The organism is Segetibacter sp. (assembly GCF_025963695.1).
Taxonomy (GTDB): domain Bacteria; phylum Bacteroidota; class Bacteroidia; order Chitinophagales; family Chitinophagaceae; genus Segetibacter.
Window position 1 is genome coordinate 58,341 of record NZ_JAOQAH010000067.1, and the last position, 16,660, is coordinate 75,000.

Annotated in this window: 16 protein-coding genes; 3 read left to right on the forward strand and 13 right to left on the reverse strand. The window is 39.1% G+C overall.

All coding sequences use genetic code 11. The features are described from left to right. Positions 1-9: 9 nt before the first annotated feature. The 7 genes from JWR87_RS11470 to JWR87_RS11500 all read right to left on the reverse strand — a co-directional run bounded on the left by JWR87_RS11470 (position 10) and on the right by JWR87_RS11500 (position 7,212). Positions 10-879, reverse strand: coding sequence for a transglutaminase family protein (locus tag JWR87_RS11470; protein ID WP_297819954.1), 870 nt, complete (start codon positions 877-879; stop codon positions 10-12). A 341-nt stretch (positions 880-1,220) separates the two neighbouring features. After that, entirely contained in the window at positions 1,221-1,931 is a 711-nt protein-coding gene (locus JWR87_RS11475) for a hypothetical protein (protein WP_297819957.1), read from the reverse strand. A 315-nt stretch (positions 1,932-2,246) separates the two neighbouring features. Next, entirely contained in the window at positions 2,247-3,704 is a 1,458-nt protein-coding gene (locus JWR87_RS11480) for an ATP-binding cassette domain-containing protein (protein WP_297819960.1), read from the reverse strand. 171 nt (positions 3,705-3,875) lie between these two features. Continuing rightward, positions 3,876-4,340 carry an NUDIX domain-containing protein gene (locus tag JWR87_RS11485; protein WP_297819963.1) on the reverse strand — a complete coding sequence of 155 codons (465 nt, stop codon included), beginning with the start codon at positions 4,338-4,340 and terminating at the stop codon, positions 3,876-3,878. Then, positions 4,340-5,290, reverse strand: a complete 951-nt coding sequence (locus JWR87_RS11490) for a magnesium transporter CorA family protein (protein WP_297819965.1) — start codon at positions 5,288-5,290, stop codon at positions 4,340-4,342. Before JWR87_RS11490 ends, JWR87_RS11485 begins: the two co-directional genes overlap by 1 nt. 85 nt (positions 5,291-5,375) lie before the next feature. Then, complete coding sequence (gene dapF / locus JWR87_RS11495; protein WP_297819968.1) at positions 5,376-6,152, reverse strand: diaminopimelate epimerase; 777 nt, start codon at positions 6,150-6,152, stop codon at positions 5,376-5,378. 184 nt (positions 6,153-6,336) lie between these two features. Beyond that, positions 6,337-7,212 (reverse strand): nucleoside phosphorylase, encoded by an 876-nt coding sequence (locus JWR87_RS11500; protein ID WP_297819970.1) that lies wholly within the window; start codon positions 7,210-7,212, stop codon positions 6,337-6,339. Between the two features lie 410 nt (positions 7,213-7,622). On the opposite strand from JWR87_RS11500, the gene pyrR reads away from it, so the two are divergent. The 3 genes from pyrR to coaD all read left to right on the forward strand — a co-directional run bounded on the left by pyrR (position 7,623) and on the right by coaD (position 9,684). Further along, positions 7,623-8,147: a bifunctional pyr operon transcriptional regulator/uracil phosphoribosyltransferase PyrR gene (pyrR, locus tag JWR87_RS11505; RefSeq protein WP_297819972.1), complete on the forward strand. Its 525-nt coding sequence runs from the start codon at positions 7,623-7,625 to the stop codon at positions 8,145-8,147. A gap of 64 nt (positions 8,148-8,211) precedes the next feature. After that, positions 8,212-9,138 carry an aspartate carbamoyltransferase catalytic subunit gene (locus JWR87_RS11510; RefSeq protein ID WP_297819974.1) on the forward strand — a complete coding sequence of 309 codons (927 nt, stop codon included), beginning with the start codon at positions 8,212-8,214 and terminating at the stop codon, positions 9,136-9,138. A gap of 57 nt (positions 9,139-9,195) precedes the next feature. Continuing rightward, positions 9,196-9,684, forward strand: coding sequence for a pantetheine-phosphate adenylyltransferase (gene coaD / locus JWR87_RS11515; protein WP_297819976.1), 489 nt, complete (start codon positions 9,196-9,198; stop codon positions 9,682-9,684). Between the two features lie 127 nt (positions 9,685-9,811). Here coaD and JWR87_RS11520 read toward each other — a convergent pair whose 3' ends face one another. From JWR87_RS11520 to JWR87_RS11545, 6 genes are all read right to left on the reverse strand, one after another. Next, positions 9,812-11,224: a dihydrolipoamide acetyltransferase family protein gene (locus JWR87_RS11520; protein WP_297819978.1), complete on the reverse strand. Its 1,413-nt coding sequence runs from the start codon at positions 11,222-11,224 to the stop codon at positions 9,812-9,814. 244 nt (positions 11,225-11,468) lie between these two features. Continuing rightward, the gene (locus tag JWR87_RS11525; RefSeq protein ID WP_297819979.1) at positions 11,469-12,452 is read right to left on the reverse strand and encodes a Gfo/Idh/MocA family oxidoreductase; all 984 of its coding nucleotides are present in this window, start codon (positions 12,450-12,452) and stop codon (positions 11,469-11,471) included. A gap of 625 nt (positions 12,453-13,077) precedes the next feature. After that, entirely contained in the window at positions 13,078-15,078 is a 2,001-nt protein-coding gene (locus JWR87_RS11530) for a hypothetical protein (protein ID WP_297819980.1), read from the reverse strand. 50 nt (positions 15,079-15,128) lie between these two features. Further along, positions 15,129-15,383 (reverse strand): type II toxin-antitoxin system VapC family toxin, encoded by a 255-nt coding sequence (locus tag JWR87_RS11535; RefSeq protein WP_297819982.1) that lies wholly within the window; start codon positions 15,381-15,383, stop codon positions 15,129-15,131. Beyond that, complete coding sequence (locus JWR87_RS11540; RefSeq protein WP_297819984.1) at positions 15,377-15,568, reverse strand: hypothetical protein; 192 nt, start codon at positions 15,566-15,568, stop codon at positions 15,377-15,379. The genes JWR87_RS11535 and JWR87_RS11540 overlap by 7 nt, the downstream gene beginning before the upstream one ends. Before the next feature lie 98 nt (positions 15,569-15,666). Beyond that, complete coding sequence (locus JWR87_RS11545) at positions 15,667-16,659, reverse strand: MoxR family ATPase (protein WP_297819987.1); 993 nt, start codon at positions 16,657-16,659, stop codon at positions 15,667-15,669. Position 16,660 lies beyond the last annotated feature (1 nt).

A 16,660-nucleotide genomic window follows, 5' to 3' on the forward strand; every position in this document is an offset into this window, starting at 1 on the left:
GTACCTGCGTTATTCCTCCAGTAAATTACTTAAGCTCATCAATTCTTTATACTTGTAATCGTATTTGGGATTCTTAAAGCACTTGGCTAACTCTTCGAGTTGAATTTGTATGATGCGCTTGTGCGATAGGGGTTTAAAATAAAATGGAGTTATTGGAACGGAGATGCGCTTGAAATAAGCTTCCATATCCTTATGTGAAAAGATTTGTCCGTTAATTGCATCAATATAGAAGTGAATTTTTTGCTGTGGATTTGGATCTAATAACTGGTCATAATCGTTGTGGAAATACGCAAGTATAAATTGACGCGGAATATTTATCGCTTTCACATTTATATCCAGTAATTCGCACAAGAGCAAATATAAAACGCCATTACTTAAAGCATTTCCTTTCTTGCTTTCTATTACTTTGTGAATAAAGAAGTCGTCGGGATTGTTATACCCCATTTCAACCCCTTTTAGGTTATAGTAATTATAAACAATACTCGAGATTACGTTAGCTTGTTCCAGTGAAGTAAGAAAACTGTTTAGCTCCAGCCACACGTTTCTGCGAATTCTTTCCAGCTCCTGCAAAACAGGAGCGGTGGCTAATTCAGGGTATTGAAACTTGGCAACGAGTAGCGAGCCAAAAAGCAGGTCGTGATAAGGGTTGTTTTTCCAATCGCTGAAGTCTTTACTAAGATCAATAAAATGAAGTTTATGAATGAGTAACTCTATGCGTTCCTGCACTTCCTCGCTCAGCGTATTTTCCCAGAGATTTTCAAGATTCGGTATAATGCCGCGACCATAATGGACAATTCGGTTCGAGACGGTTGAAAAAACCTCCTGGTCCGGATCATCGATCAGGGAAAATAGCGCTGAAATTTCCCGGGTTTCATTCATATTAAATCTTATAAAAAGGCATTTTAATTTTAATTCATTTTTAACCCTAAATCCTTTTCAAACTAAGTCAATTTTTGTGAAACTCTCCGTTACAAGTTATTCAACACATGTTAATTACTCTCAGGTAGTTGCTAACAAAATTGTATAAAAACTTATATCTATAATAAGACCAATAAAAATAAATTAAAGCTGTATAATTGACGCCCCATTTTAAAAAAAAATTACCCCCAATAATTTTAAGGAAAGATGGTAAAGTGCCGTCACTGTAACGCACTCTGAAACAAGTGAGATATCAATTTTTAATTTGCGTCTAACTTCTGTAATTAGGAGATGTTGACCTTCTAGTTGCTTAGGTATTTGACAAAAGATCGTTTCGCTATCGGCAATAAAGTTTCCTCGAGAGGATATGCCAGGTCGGTTTGAATGTTATAGACAGCGGGATTCGGAAGATTGCGGCGATTTTTAATTAATTCGCCTTTTATGTTTTCGGGCGAATTGCTGACGGTTCTATCCCATTTATGAATGTAATCCGTGCGGATACCCCGATATTTTTCATCGTGTTTTTCGAAAAAGGTGAGGCGATATTGGTAAACCACGATGGCGTTGTACTTGCCATCTTTCAAAAATAAATATCCCTCATTCACATCAAGGGGTACAAGGCCAACAGGTTCTATGCTAAGTTTGGTTTCTACAAATTCATAAATTTCTGCACCTGTCTTAATGGTGCCTTTTATCTTGTTTGCCGAGTATTGAATAATGTCCTCCAATTCTTTCATTAACTCATCATCTTCAATCATTTTTTCGTAAGCAAACTGAAGTTTTTGAATATTGATATCTGTGAGCTGTTTAGGAAAATGTTCCTGCAGGAATTTTTTGTTCTCCCTAAAGGAAACGATGTTGTTATAATGAAAGATAACATCGGCTAGTTGTGGGTATAATTTATTTTCGTTGAAGTATTTATTAACCTCGTTAAGGTAGGCTAAGAGCGTGTATTTTTTTAATTCGAAATCAATATATCCTTCGGTAAACCACGTTTCAGATAATGTTTTCATCTCCGCTAAAATTTGATAATCAAATATACCGTTTGACGTAGAAAATGTAATAAAGGTTAAAATTATTATACCTTTTGACACAGGATATATAAAAAATCTTGTGCCACTCAGATTGTTAAAAGTAAAAATAAAAAAATGGGAGATGCGGTCAAAGTTCGCGCAGAAGTAGGAGTGGTTTCGCCGGCTTTTTTTTCTCTTTGCCGGAGTTGTTGTTTTGGTTTAACGCCAGGTGCTTTTTAATGACTGCAGGAGGAAAATATTCAACAGACTTTTTATTGCTTTTATTACAGTAGACAATTATGGCAACTTTAAGTTCTATTCTACTCTCTTTCCATTCTCCAACCTTATAAATTTTGTAACGCAGTCAGGAATTTCACTGGCATAATGTGACACATAAATAAGCGTTTTGTTTCCTGTTATACAAATCTCATTAATTATTTCTTTAAACATCGTTGTCTGCTCTTCATCCAAGCCTTGACCCGGTTCATCTAAAATTAACAGGGGAGGATTTTTTACAAGAGCCCGGGCAAGCAGTACAAGCCTTTGCTGGCTGTTGGATAGCTGGTTGAGAAATTTTCTTTGCAACAATTCTATTTTCAGTAATTGCATCCATTTTGTTACAAGCGTTGATTGCTGTTGGTTAATTTTTCTAAATAGTCCTATAGTATCAAATAATCCCGAAGCAACAACATCAAAACAGTTCGTTCCTTTTTCAAAATACAAATGAAGTTCCGGTGAAACAAATCCGGTCTTCTTTTTAATATCCCAGATGCTTTCTCCGCTTCCACGCTTTCTATCAAATAAATAAATCTCGTTTGCATATGCTTGTGGGTTGTCAGCATTTACAAGACTAAGAAGGGTAGACTTGCCTGATCCGTTTGGTCCGGACAAAGACCATCGTTCGCCGTTTTTAACTTCCCAGTTTATATTATCTAAAATCTTATGGTCGTACTGAATATTAACGTCCTTCATCTTCACTGCAAATTCAAACGGAGCATGTTTATTATTTGAAGTTAGCTGACGCAATAGTTCATGGTCAAATGACAGATCTTTTACTGATGTAGCATGTGCATCATTCCATTTAGCTGCATTTACTCGTTCGGTTGTATATAAACCATCTTTTGAGAAAGATAAAACATTGGTAATAAAAAAAGGCAGGTGCGCGGCAGGTGTAACCATAATGATGTGAACTCCTTTTTTACCAATTTCGTTTAAAACATCTTCGAGCCTTTGCCGGCTTTTTACGTCGAGGCCGATAAAAGGATTATCGAGTAATAAAAATGCAGGCTGCAGTAACAAGGCTTTTACAATTTGTAACCGTTTGTTTTCGCCGTTCGATAATTGTATGAGCCTTTCTGTAAACAGTTTTTTAATGTCGAACAATTCAGCTAATTCGGCCAGTTGTTCTTTTGTGGCTTTGTTCTTAGCGACTGTCTTTTGTAAATCTTCTTCAACCGTAATTGCATCTTCGGCATCTTGCGAATTGAAACGTTGCTGGTAATAAAAATTGGTTGTGTTTGAGAGGTTTTTAAAATGGTGTTGTTGTTCAACCAAAACAATTGTTTTGCTGGCAGCAGTATTATTGTTGTAAAGCAATACCCGGCCATTAAAATGTTGCCTTCCGGTAAGCGCTTTTAATAGTGTTGTCTTACCTGAACCGGCTGGTCCAACTATAGCCCATTGTTCTCCTTCTTGTACCGAGAAGCTAACCTTGTTTAGTATAGTTTGTCCAGCCTGTTGTACAGTAATAGAATCTGCTTTTAAAACGTTCATTTAAGTTTGTTAAGAATGGCGAAATTAGGGCATGTAGGTACAAAGCTTTTCCGCGTACAAAGCTGAATTGAAAATATATAAGTACAAGGGAGTGACACAACGATGTTGAAGGGCTATTTTCTGCTGATCCCAAAAAAAAGCAATAAGATACTAATGAATAGCGCTACGTGTTTAGTCGCCTGCTTTTTCTTTTAGCATCTTAACTACAACCTTATCAATTGGAAGCGATACAGACTCTTCGTTTAAATCGTTCCATTCGATCCAACGGAACACTTCAGACTCACCCATTGGGTTGGCGACCTGGTGTGGTTCGAAATCAAATACAGCTGTTTTAGTTGCGAGAGGGATGGGGTCAGCAGCGTGAACAAAATAATAGATACTGATAATCTGGTCGATATTATTGAAAGCGGAAATCTGGAAAAAATCTGTTGTATAAATGTGGTCACCAATAGTTATATCAAGGTCGGTTTCTTCTTTAAATTCCCTTTTCAGGCAATCGCGCGTTCCTTCTCCGAACTCTAGTCCGCCACCTGGAAACTTGGTGAAATAGCTGCCACGGATAAACTCGTCACTTACCAAAATTCTTTTTTGGCTATCTGTTAAAATGCCGTAAACCCTCACGTTGAATAATGCCATTATTTAAGTTTTGTTTTTCGCATACGGTCCACATACTTCCAGCTAACCACCAACAATATGATAAAGGAAATGATGACAGGGATCCAAAAAGTATACGGGGAGTCTTTATAGGGTATGGGTGTATTCATGCCATAAATACTTGCTATAAGCGTGGGCACAGTTAGTATTAGTGTAAGCCTTGTAAGGCGCTTTAAAACTTCGTTTTGGTTATTTGCAATAATGCTGGCAAAGGCATCTAAAGTTGAACTTAAGATGTTGGTATAAATGTTTGCCATCTCAAGGGCTTGCGAATTATCTACGATCAGGTCGTTCAAAACTTCCCGCTCATCCTCATTAAGACCGAAGAAGTTTGTTCTTTCCAGCTTTATCATCAGCAGTTCGTTGCTGCGGAGTGCGGTAACGAAATAGACGAGGCTTTTTTGTATGCGTACGAGTTGGAGCAACTCTTCGTTGCGATTGGCATCGTACAATTTTTGTTCGAGCAGGTTTCTTCGTTGGTTTATCTCCTTCAGGTAATCCATAAAGTTGCTTACCACTTTTTCGAAAATCTTCAACACCATTAAGTTCCGCTTATCGGGATGGCGCTTTTGAAAAGTGTTAAGAAACTTTTTAATCGCCCCGTTATCGAAAGAGTTAACGGTAACAATGTGGTTGTGGGTTAAAATGATGCAAATAGGTATCGTGATATAAAATGCATCACTGTCATTAAAAGAGTTGTTTTCGGTAGGGGTTTTTATTACAATGAACTTCACATTGTCTTCTAATTCGAACCGGGGTCTTTCATCTATATCAAGGGAGTCTCTTAAAAACGCTATCGGTATATCCAGTTCTTCACCCAGTTCAAAAAATTCTTCCTCTTTAAAGGGCGGAACAAGATTAACCCAGATACCGTTTTCAGGCTTGTCTATTTCTACAGTTTCGTTATTTACATTTTTAAAATATTGTATCATGGGAACAATGTGCTGATGGGCTACTGTGTTGAAGTGCTAATGATGTTGCGCCGATCTACAATTAGCATATTGGCAAATTAGCTAATTAAATTTCTATTTCACCTTTGTAAACATAAGTTGCCGGACCGCACAGCCATATGTCTGAAAAATGATCTTTCTCATCTTTTTGAAATTCAACCGCCAGATGGCCGCCTAATGTTTCTACCTGCACCTTGTTAAAGCCCGTGTTATGGGCGCAAGCCAGGGCACTAGCAGTAACCCCGGTTCCGCAACTGAAAGTTTCGTTTTCAACACCACGTTCATAAGTGCGAACATAAATATGTCCATGTTCAATTTCAACAAAATTTACATTAATACCTTCCTCCTTAAATTTTTTGCTGTAGCGTATTTGTTTGCCTTCTTCAAACACGTTGTATTTCTTTACGTCGTTTACAATCTTAACGTAATGTGGCGAGCCTGTATCTACAATGCAATTGCCGTCGTCTTCATCCATCTCATTTACGTCTTTCATCTTTAGTCGAACCCAATCATTGTTTGCAAACGAAGCTTCGTGCGGCCCGTCAATAGCCAGGAAAGTATAATGGGGCTTTTTTATACCCATATCATTGGCGAACTTAACGAGACAACGTCCTCCATTTCCGCACATAGTGCTTTCACTGCCGTCAGCATTGTAATACTTCATTTCGAAATCGTAACCCTTCAATAAGTTTAAAAGCATCAGGCCGTCGGCCCCGATTCCAAAGCGACGATCGCACATAAACCTTATTTGCTGGGTTGTCAATCCGTTATATTGTTCATTTCTGTTATCTAGTATAACGAAATCATTTCCTGTTCCCTGGTATTTAAAAAATTCGATGTTCATTTGTTTTTGTTATTAGTCGCAGGTTTTTACTTCGTTAGTCTCAAACTTTTGTTCGTTAACTGCTAGTTTTACAACACCTGTGTCGTCTCGCAATTTCCGTTACTCACCACCAACGATGTTACCGGTTGAACGGCCTATAATCATCGCCGCGCCCGCGGTTAACGTCTACCGGCGACTAGCCACGTTACATTCCACTGATTATCCCCAAAGACTTCTCAATCATATTGGCCACTGCCGCGTTTCCGTCTTTGCTAAATTCTTTTTTTATCCGGTTTGCTACTATCGTGCTTAAACTTAAACACTGATGCCCTAGCAATCTGCCGAGCCCATAAATAGCACTTGTTTCCATTTCAAAATTCGTAATCCTGTGTTGTCCGAATGTAAACTCTGTCAGCCGGTCTATTAAGTCTGGGTTGGTAAGTCCCAGCCGCAACACTCTTCCCTGTGGACCATAAAAGCCTGGGCAGGTTATGGTGATGCCATGGTAAAAACCAGAGACAAAATGTTTTAAAACGGCAGACCCGGCTGAACTAATGTATGGATGAGAAAAATTGCTGTTTAACTGCGTGTGCGCAACAAACTGTTGAATGATTTGCATCTCTTCGTCGTTGTTGTCGTGCTTGTAATAGTTCAGCAGATTGTCAATTCCCAACCCGTGGGTTGAGACAACAATACTATCTACCGGAATATCTTCCTGCAAAGCTCCCGATGTGCCTAAACGAATAATATTTAAGCGGGTAAGTTCTGGTTTAACCGTCCTGCTTTCAAAGTCTATGTTCACCAGCGCGTCCAGTTCATTTACCACAATATCTATGTTATCCGGGCCTATACCTGTTGAAACCACAGACAGTCTTTTATTGCCTATTGTTCCGGTATGTGTTACAAATTCGCGGTGTTGGCATTTATATTCAATGTTGTCAAAATGTTTGCTCACCTCCTTTACGCGGTTGGGGTCGCCAACGGTTATCACAGTATTAGCCAGCTCCTCAGGCCTTACATCTAAATGATAAATCGCTCCTCTGCTGTTAATAATTAATTCGCTTTCGGCAATTTTAACCATGATATCTTTTAAAGTTGTTATGCAAAATTCGCTTCCTTTTTTTTGTTTTTTAATACCGGCTTTTGTTCTCTAATAAAACATTGTTGCGTCGCATTTCGTTCATCAGCAAATCTTCAGGCGTCCTTTAACGTTCTGCTAATGATGGTTGCTTGTCTGTTATTCTGCTACGGCAAAAATAGGATAGATAATACGACATTTGAATTTTAAGAAAAGATGAATAAATGACTGAAAGTACAAGTGAGTGACACAACGATGCTGAAAAGATATTGGGTGTCGGCAACAACAAAGTTATCATCTGCGAGAACGAACTTTCGTTTTTTTAACCCCCTTTTGCCAGAACTGTAAACGCTCTTGATAATTTACCTTTCTACTTTTACTTTCAATCTTCTACTTTTACCAAAATACTTTGTTTGAAGACTATTCTAACCGAACAACAAATTTCCCTAACCATTAAGCGCCTTGCCCACCAGGTGCTCGAGAATCATTTAGACCTTGTTGATACTGTCATTATTGGTTTACAGCCACGAGGCATTTTTGTAAGCGACAAAATTGTGGAAGAACTTAGAAGCAATTTAAAGGCTACGCGGGTCAACTACGGAATTTTAGATATTACCTTCTATCGTGATGACGTGAGGCGCGAAATAAAAGTGCCTAATAAAACAGATATTAATTTTAGCATCGAGAATAAAAAAGTAATATTAATTGACGACGTATTGTATACCGGCCGAACGATACGTGCAGCTTTAGATGCCTTGCTTGATTTTGGCCGTCCTGCAAAAGTTGAGCTGTGTGTGCTGATTGACAGAAGATTTAGCAGGCAATTACCCATTCAACCAGACTACGCAGGAAAAGTAATCGACGCCTTGATTTCGCAAAAAGTAATTGTAAAGTGGAAGGAGAAAGATGCAGTAACTGAAGTAGTGATTACAGAATAAGTTTTGCGTACTTGAATTTCAGCTACTTCTTATTAACCGATACCTATTAACTTTGCCTCTTGAAATGACACTTTCCACGCCGCACCTTTTAGGAATTAAAGATTTATTGCCAACTGACATCCGTTTAATTTTAGACACAGCTCAACAATTTAAAGACGTTTTACAACGGCCTGTCAAAAAAGTTCCTTCGCTTAGAGATATCACCATTGTTAACCTGTTCTTTGAAAATTCTACCCGCACCCGAATTTCTTTTGAACTTGCAGAAAAGCGTTTAAGCGCCGATGTCTTAAATTTTACTACAAGCTCATCTTCGGTTGCAAAAGGCGAAACCATGTTGGACACGGTAAACAACATTCTTAGCATGAAGGTAGACATGGTAGTGATGCGACACAGTGCAAGTGGTGCACCTCACTTTTTGGCCAAACATATTCCTGCTGCTATTGTAAACGCAGGTGATGGAATTAATGAACATCCTACACAAGCTTTGCTCGACGCCTTTTCAATTGAGGAGGCAACGGGCGGACTACAGGGAAAGAAAATTGCTATCATTGGAGATATTATGCACAGCCGTGTTGCTTTGAGTAATATTTACCTGCTTACCAAAATGGGAGCTGAAGTTACTGTTGCAGGACCGCCAACTTTAATTCCAAAATTCATCAAAGAAGCATTCGGCGTACATGTAACCTATAACGTAAAAGAAGCGTTGGAATGGTGCGATGTTGCCAACGTGTTACGTATTCAACTTGAACGACAAAATCAACCTTTATTTTCTTCATTGCGCGAGTATAACCTGGCATTTGGTATTACCCGGAAGCTGCTGGATAGCATTCAAAAGAATATTGTAATCATGCATCCCGGTCCTATCAACCGGGGTGTGGAACTGGATAGTGATGTAGCTGACGGCAACGAAAGTATTATTCTGCAACAGGTAGAGAACGGCGTAGCTGTAAGAATGGCCGTGTTGTACCTGCTATCAAACAGAGAAAGTTAAGTAATTACCTATAATTGCTAAAAGTCCTTATTCCCTTCAATTGTTTAATTCATAATTATGCCCCGTATTTGTCTTTTTCCAGGAACTTTTGACCCCGTCACACTGGGTCATGTAGACATTATCAACCGGTCTTTAAATCTATTTGATAAGGTAGTTATTGGCATTGGAAAGAATTCAAATAAAACCCCGCTTTATTCCGCAGAAGAAAGGCTTTATTGGGTAAAAGAAATCTACAAGGACGAACCTAAAGTTGATGCTCTTGTTTATGAAGGGTTAACAGCAGACTGCTGCAAAAGGGTAGGAGCGAAGTTTATCTTAAGAGGCATTCGTTACGTAAATGATTTCGAATACGAAAAAGCCATTGCTGACATGAACCGAAGCCTTGATGCTTCTATTGAGACCATCTTTCTCACCTGCCTGCCTCAGTATACTTCCGTAGCATCAACCCTCGTTAGAGATGTTATTAGAAATGGGGGCGACGTTTCGCAATTTCTCCCCAAAGTTGTGCTGAATTCGATAAAGGAAATGGAATTGGAGCATAAGTAAATTGAAGAGTCACAAGTCGCGGGCGACCCCAAATCACAAGTAAAACGAGGGGATTAAAAACTACCGATGTACGATCAAGTAGCAAAAACCGGCCAAGCAATCGGCCATCAACCTACTGTACCCACCTCTACCACTCCCTTGCTACATCCCAATTTTCAAATTCTTTTGCCAATTCGGTAAGAAAGCTTGCTCCAACGCTTCCATCAACAACCCGATGATCGTAGCTTAACGATAAGTACATCATATGCCTTATACCAATGGCATCACCTTCACTCGTCTCAATTACCATCGGGCGTTTTTTAATAGCGCCAACGGCAAGGATGGCAACTTGTGGTTGGTTAATAATGGGCGTTCCCATTAAACTTCCAAAAGTGCCAACATTGGTAAGGGTAAAAGTTCCTGCATTTGTATCGTCCGGTTTCAACCGGTTACTTCTTGCAGCTTCAGCAAGGCTGTTTACAGATTTTGAAAGACCAACGAGATTAAGATGATCTGCATTTCTTATCACAGGAACGATTAGGTTGCCGGATGGAAGAGCAGTGGCCATTCCTATATTGATATCTTTTTTCAAAATTATTCTGTCGCCTTCAACCGAGCAGTTGATATAAGGATACCGTTTTATCACCTTTGTTACGCAAGCAATAAACATTGGCGTAAATGTCAGTTTCACTCCCTCCTGTTTCTCGAATTGCTTTTTAACCCGCTCACGCCACATCACCATATTTGTTACATCAGCTTCAGAAAAACTGGTCACGTGCGGGCTGATCTGCTTGCTGGTAACCATGTGTTTGGCTATCATTTTTCGCATCCTGTCCATCTCTATGATCTCTACGTTTCCGGTTGAAGGAGAAAACGACGGCGACGTTTCGTGCACTGGCAAATCTCTAACCGGTTGCCTTGCCGGTGTTTGCAACCTCGGTTCATCTGCTTGTTCTGCAACTTCAAAAGGCTTAGAAAATCTGCCATCTTTTCTCGCTGCTACATATTGTAAGATGTCTTTTTTTGTCACCCTTCCTTCATTTCCGCTACCTTGAATATTTTCAAGCTCGGTCATTCCAATGCCTTCGCTAATAGCAATATTTAATACTAAAGGCGAGTAAAACTTATTGTTTCCCTGCATGGTAATGTTAGTATTTGCAGGCAAGTGTGGTATAAAAGGAACAGGCTCTTCAAATGTATCATCGTCATCACGTTCCGTAGCATGTTCGTGGGTGAAGGGTTCAAGTGGTTCATTGGTTTCAGCAATCACTTCAATGTCAGAACTTGCTTCTAACATTTCGGTCGTAACCGCTGCATCTGCTGTTGTTTCTATTCGGGCTATTACGGTTCCTATTGGTACAACTTCATTTTCACTAAATAATATTTCAGCCAATACACCTTCAGAGGTCGACGGAACTTCACTGTCTACTTTATCCGTTGCAATTTCCAATACTGTTTCATCCATCTTCACCGTTTCTCCAAGCTTCTTCGTCCACTTCAAAACAGTGGCTTCCATTATACTCTCTCCCAATTTGGGCATTACTAAGTCAACTAGAGCCATATCAAATGTGTTTGTTTTTTTAGTGAAAGAATTTTTGGTTCCTGCTTTATTCTTTCAATCATCATCGTTGCGTCGCACTCTTGTACCGGCGTTGGTCATTCAACTAACTTTTCGCAAGTGCCACCTGTTACTGCAAAGATGTTTTATTTAAAGCAGATAACAAAAGACGCAAGGTTTTCTGATGAATGATAAATGTGAGAGGCGATAGTTACTCAACTGAATAGTTACTACGGAAAATATTATATCAGATTTTAATTTTACTTGTAAAAGCATCCAATAGTTGCATAACCGCCACACCTTCTTCTGCTGATGATGGGTTTTTATTTTTACCTAAAAAGTATTGCACTACTCTTTCGATCATTGGTTGTTGTACATGCTCCAATTTATCGAAAGTTATTTTTGAGACCTTTCCATTCGTCTTAATAACTATTTCTGGTTCTTCAAAAATGCTAACGCTTATTTTTCCTTTAGAACCAACGAACTCGCACTTGTCTGTCCCTTCCTCTTCGGGTACATTAAAACACCACAACCCTTGAAAAAGCACTCCACTTTCAAACATTATACTTCCGCTTACAATATCATCGGCCTTATAGAGACCTCCCTGGTTAGCAGAGAACCCGGATGCATTTTTAATTTTACCGAAATAATATAGCATGAGGTCCAACTGGTGCGGAGCCAAATCATGAAACAAACCACCTCCTGATAACGTGGGGTCAACACGCCATTGAACCTTTGGTAATTGGAGGTCTCGGTCTGATAAGGGAGCTTGTAAAAATTTAAGGTCAACATAATGAATGTCTCCTATTATGCCAGCATGTAGAAGTTCTTTTAGTTTTATAAATAGTGGCTGAGCACGTCGATAATGAGCAACACTTACCTTGTTCTCTTTTGCTGCTTCTGCCATTCGTTTTGCAGAAGCCGTATCTAGTGCCATGGGTTTTTCCACATAAACCGGTTTTCCGGCATTTAAAGCAGCAATGGTATACTCCTCGTGTTGAAGCGGGGGAGTAGCTACATAAATGGCATTAATTTCGGGGTCATTTATAAGTTCATACGCGTTGGTATACCATCGGGGAACGCCATGCCTGTTTGCATAATCTCTTGCTTTTCCCTCGTCTCTACGCATCACCGCCACCAGCTTTGAATTTGGTACTTTACTAAAAGCAGGTCCACTCTTAACCTCAGTAACATCGCCACACCCAATTATTCCCCATTGTATTGTTTCCATTGGAACAGCTTTTTTGTAAATATTGCAATTTTTGACTGCAATGCTAATTATTCTCCATTGCCCTTTTTGAAGAGCCACGAATGCTGGTAACAACTTCTCAAGAGATAACATCCATAACAATCCTTTTATAAGAAGGTACTTTATTATGTTTGATATTCATCCAAACCGGGTCCCAATAAATGATTTTAAAACTTCGCTTCCATAGTTCTTTTGTACTGACAGACGCTCATATTGAAATTTCTGCTCAAACAATTCCACGAATAACAGGGCGTTAAAGGTTAGCTGTAGTGCCGACACTATCTATTTTTCATCTGATTTTACAGGCAGCAATATCTGCTACTGTTGCAAATAATAGGCAATAATCTACTGTTTAAAGGCAGAATTGTACCTCTTGCATTTAAAAATAAAGACCGGAATTTACTGGTTGAAAATAACTGACGCTTTAGTGAGGGAAAAATATATTGGTTACTGCGAGAACAATGCAACAATCCAGCAATATTAACGCGGATATTATCGATTACAAGATTCACTAAGACAACAAAATTAAAAATATGTCACTAATACCAAAATAACATACAATTGATGCTGTTTCAGTGGAGGGTATTAACGAAACGATTGATGTTCTTTAATTTCCGGCGTCTCGTCTTTCAAAAACCATTGCACCGCTTTTGCCAAACAGGCGAAGCGCTAGTTCTTTTCCGGCACCATCAGGGCTTTTGAATAGCATTTTTTCATTAACTACCATCGGCAGATTTGAACCGCTTTTTACACTTACCGTAGCTTCGTACTGGTCTCCTTTTTTTACAAAAGAGATGTTGGCAATGGGTGTATTTCCATCAGCTTCCTCTACCCAATTTATCTTACACTGCTTTAATTCCTTCAGTACCTTGTTTGTATTATCATCGTTTACACCACTTGTATTTAATTTTATGGGAACGGTAATACCTGAAAAAGGGAGTAGTTGAGGATATTCTTCATACAACGCGTTTGCATAAAAATTCTGGTCTCTTTCGTTGCCATCCTCTTTGTACCCTTTGGCGAGGCCTTCGTATAACCTGCCTAAAAACAGCCTTTCATGTGCTGTGTCAAGCAATACTTCTTTAACCATTTGCTTATAACCATCAAACGCTTTGTCCTCATCCCCGTTCATCCGTTGCATTTGGTAGGTAAATAATTTAAAATACCGCTGCAGGTTCTTGCGGGGATCTGTCGTTTGATAGCCCTCATATTTCTTCACAAAATAGGAGGGACTAAAATCTTTTATAAGATAAAAAGCTTCATCGAAAGTGGTGGTGCTTTCGCCACAGAAGAGGTCATATACTGTTCTGTCCCGTTCCGGATTTGCAGCCATCTGGTTAATGACAACATATTGCAAAAGCATTTTAGCGAATTTTAAAGACGCAATGTTGTACAAGGCAGAGGGAGAGTACCACCAGCCTTTATTTTCAAACTTAACCAACGCGATCTTTCTTTCATTCAATTGCAATTTCAGCAAGTTAATGGTGAAATCGTATTGGCTTTGTGTTAGCGTGGTTCCAATATGTATCTCTTTAAAATCTGCAGCTTTTTGAATGGTGTACTCTGTACTGTCTAACTGGCCATCGTACATGTAGCTGCGGGCAAGGGCAATATTATACCATCCGAAGCCTGGTGTTGAGCCCGAATTTATAATTGCCTCTTTACACAAAGCCATAGCATCCTTTGTTCTGCCAGCATACACATTTAGCATGGGAATAAAATAAAAGGGCTCTTTCAAAATCTTCTGCTGGTACTTGTACTTGTCTCTGTTAAGGTACTCCAGGGCAACAGAAAACTCTCCCAGTTCGTGCTTCTCGTTGCCGTAATTGTTCCACGACACTACACCTGTTTGTGCAAGTCGTTGGTAGTAATATTCGCTGCTATCGTAGTTTTTATTATAACAATGAAGTAACGCGAGGTAATGAAAGACACCCATTCTATCGGTCTCAGCTTGTGCCGGCCCAAACCACGTATCATTTTTTACCCGGTTTGCATCAATTTTATCCAGCGCCAGGTAGCAGTATCCGAAAGCTGCCTTTTCATTTTCTTCAACAGAGTTTTTTAAAAATGAAAATTTTTCCGACGTAAAGAAACGGTTACGATGGTAGGTCCAGGCCCTGGTGGTGTTAGAACCCAAATGGTCCTTTGGAAAATTATAACTTGAAAAGACATCCAAAACCCACATTACGCTATCGGCCATCTCAATATTATCGTAGCATTCTTTTAAAGTGCTTGAGATTTGCAGAAAGTCAACGTATTTGTTCATCGACTGCATATAATTCTGCGGAGATTCGAATATTGTCTTCAGGTTTCGGCCATAATCTTTTTGCAGCAGCAAAAATGCTTTTTTGAGCGAAGGAATTGAATTCTTAAAACCAAGATAGTCGCTGCTTTTGTCAGCTTTATAAGTACCCTCCATCATATATCCAACATAATAGGTACTGTCAAGTCGAATAAACTCCCGGCTTCTCGGCAGCGCATCTTTATCCAGTGGGTTTATTCCAATGCGTTTTGCATCAATTTCGTAACGCGCCGTTGGATTGCCTTGTGAGAAGGAAAATTGACTGGTAAAGACTAACAAAAAAATTAGCAAAAAACTTTTATTCATTTTTATTCTTCTCAGCTTTTTGTAAGGGTTCTATAAAGCCTTTAATGATGTCATAAAGAATGTGGATCTATTAAGTCTAGCCCCTGTATTGCTTTGAAATCTTTGTTGTTATGACTAATTAAAATAAATTTATTAACCAGAGCAGTAGCAGCAATAATGGAGTCAGGTGTTTTAATTTTATGCTTTCGTCTTAATTCGATTGTTTGAAGAATGACAGGTTCACTTAACGGATATATAATGGCATTGTTAATAAAAGGTAGTAGTTTGTTTATTTGTTCCTGCGAAGCTTCAAACCATCCTAACATCTCAATTGTTCTGCTTCTTCTCGTGTAAGGATACCTTTATATGCAGACATTGGTTGCTGTGAAATTTTATTTTCCGATAGTTCTTCCACAGCATACATAAATACTTCTAATTTTTTCCCAACATATTCCTCTGGTACAGATAAAAGTACGCTGTTGTTTTCCGGTGTTATAATTGTCTTTGTCATACCACTTTTTTCGTATTGTAAAGTTAGCAAAACAGAACATGTGATTTTGATAAAAGCAGGGCCAATGACTTATTGTCTCAATGACTTAACGATTATGCCTAACTCAACTTCAACTTACTCAACCGATCCATTTCCTTATTCAAAATCGACGCAAGCCCCTTTGCTTTTGCATCTTTATTTCTATAGATTAAACGGTGGTCCAAAACAGCAGGAGTAATCTTTTGAAGATCGTCCTCGGTTACGAAAGTTCTTCCATTGACAAGCGCGAATGCTTTGAGGCATTTTAAAAAAGTAATACCGCTTCTTGTAGATGCGCCTAACACAATATCAGAATGACGACGGGTATCCCAGATTATGTTTCTTACTGCTTTTACGATTTCTGCATGTATAAACACCCGTTCTGCTTCATTCTGTAAGAACAAAATTTCTTCCATGCTCAAAACCTGACGGATGTGTTCGAGGTTGTTGGCGATACCAAGGTAATTATTGTAAATCTCCAATTCCGTTTCCTCATCCACATAGCCAAAAATGATCTTGATGAAAAACCGGTCAAGCTGTGCAGCAGGAAGGGGATAGGTACCTTCCATTTCAACAGGATTTTGAGTAGCGATGGTGAAAAACATTTTTTCCAACGGGTAAGTAGTTTCACCCATTGTGATCTGGTGCTCAGCCATACACTCCAACAAAGCCGACTGTACTTTTGGTGATGCGCGGTTAATTTCATCGGCGAGCAAAACATTACAAAACAAAGGTCCTTTTTTAAAGATAAATTCCTTTTTCACATCATCAAAAATGTGAGAGCCGATTAAGTCCATTGGAAGTAAATCGGGAGTAAATTGTATGCGCTTAAAATTAACCCCGCCTTCGTTCGTTCTGCCAGAGATACTTTGAGCCAGCGTCTTTGCCATCACGGTTTTACCGGTGCCCGGGTTGTCTTCCATCAAAATATGCCCTTTAGCAAGTAAAGCAGTTAATATAAATTGAATTTGTGTACGCTTACCCCTAATTACCGTTTCAATATTTTCTACCAGTTTCTGTATATTATCAAGTGCCTCTTCTATTTGTATGCCTTGTTCGGTCATTTGCTCCATC

Excerpts from the sequence above, each read along its gene's own strand:
- JWR87_RS11470 (WP_297819954.1), bottom strand. The coding sequence starts at position 879 with ATGAATGAAACCCGGGAAATTTCAGCGCTATTTTCCCTGATCGATGAT.
- JWR87_RS11475 (WP_297819957.1), bottom strand. The coding sequence starts at position 1,931 with ATGAAAACATTATCTGAAACGTGGTTTACCGAAGGATATATTGATTTC.
- JWR87_RS11480 (WP_297819960.1), bottom strand. The coding sequence starts at position 3,704 with ATGAACGTTTTAAAAGCAGATTCTATTACTGTACAACAGGCTGGACAA.
- JWR87_RS11485 (WP_297819963.1), bottom strand. The coding sequence starts at position 4,340 with ATGGCATTATTCAACGTGAGGGTTTACGGCATTTTAACAGATAGCCAA.
- JWR87_RS11490 (WP_297819965.1), bottom strand. The coding sequence starts at position 5,290 with ATGATACAATATTTTAAAAATGTAAATAACGAAACTGTAGAAATAGAC.
- dapF (WP_297819968.1), bottom strand. The coding sequence starts at position 6,152 with ATGAACATCGAATTTTTTAAATACCAGGGAACAGGAAATGATTTCGTT.
- JWR87_RS11500 (WP_297819970.1), bottom strand. The coding sequence starts at position 7,212 with ATGGTTAAAATTGCCGAAAGCGAATTAATTATTAACAGCAGAGGAGCG.
- JWR87_RS11510 (WP_297819974.1), top strand. The coding sequence starts at position 8,212 with ATGACACTTTCCACGCCGCACCTTTTAGGAATTAAAGATTTATTGCCA.
- coaD (WP_297819976.1), top strand. The coding sequence starts at position 9,196 with ATGCCCCGTATTTGTCTTTTTCCAGGAACTTTTGACCCCGTCACACTG.
- JWR87_RS11520 (WP_297819978.1), bottom strand. The coding sequence starts at position 11,224 with ATGGCTCTAGTTGACTTAGTAATGCCCAAATTGGGAGAGAGTATAATG.
- JWR87_RS11525 (WP_297819979.1), bottom strand. The coding sequence starts at position 12,452 with ATGGAAACAATACAATGGGGAATAATTGGGTGTGGCGATGTTACTGAG.
- JWR87_RS11530 (WP_297819980.1), bottom strand. The coding sequence starts at position 15,078 with ATGAATAAAAGTTTTTTGCTAATTTTTTTGTTAGTCTTTACCAGTCAA.
- JWR87_RS11535 (WP_297819982.1), bottom strand. The coding sequence starts at position 15,383 with ATGTTAGGATGGTTTGAAGCTTCGCAGGAACAAATAAACAAACTACTA.
- JWR87_RS11540 (WP_297819984.1), bottom strand. The coding sequence starts at position 15,568 with ATGACAAAGACAATTATAACACCGGAAAACAACAGCGTACTTTTATCT.
- JWR87_RS11545 (WP_297819987.1), bottom strand. The coding sequence starts at position 16,659 with ATGGAGCAAATGACCGAACAAGGCATACAAATAGAAGAGGCACTTGAT.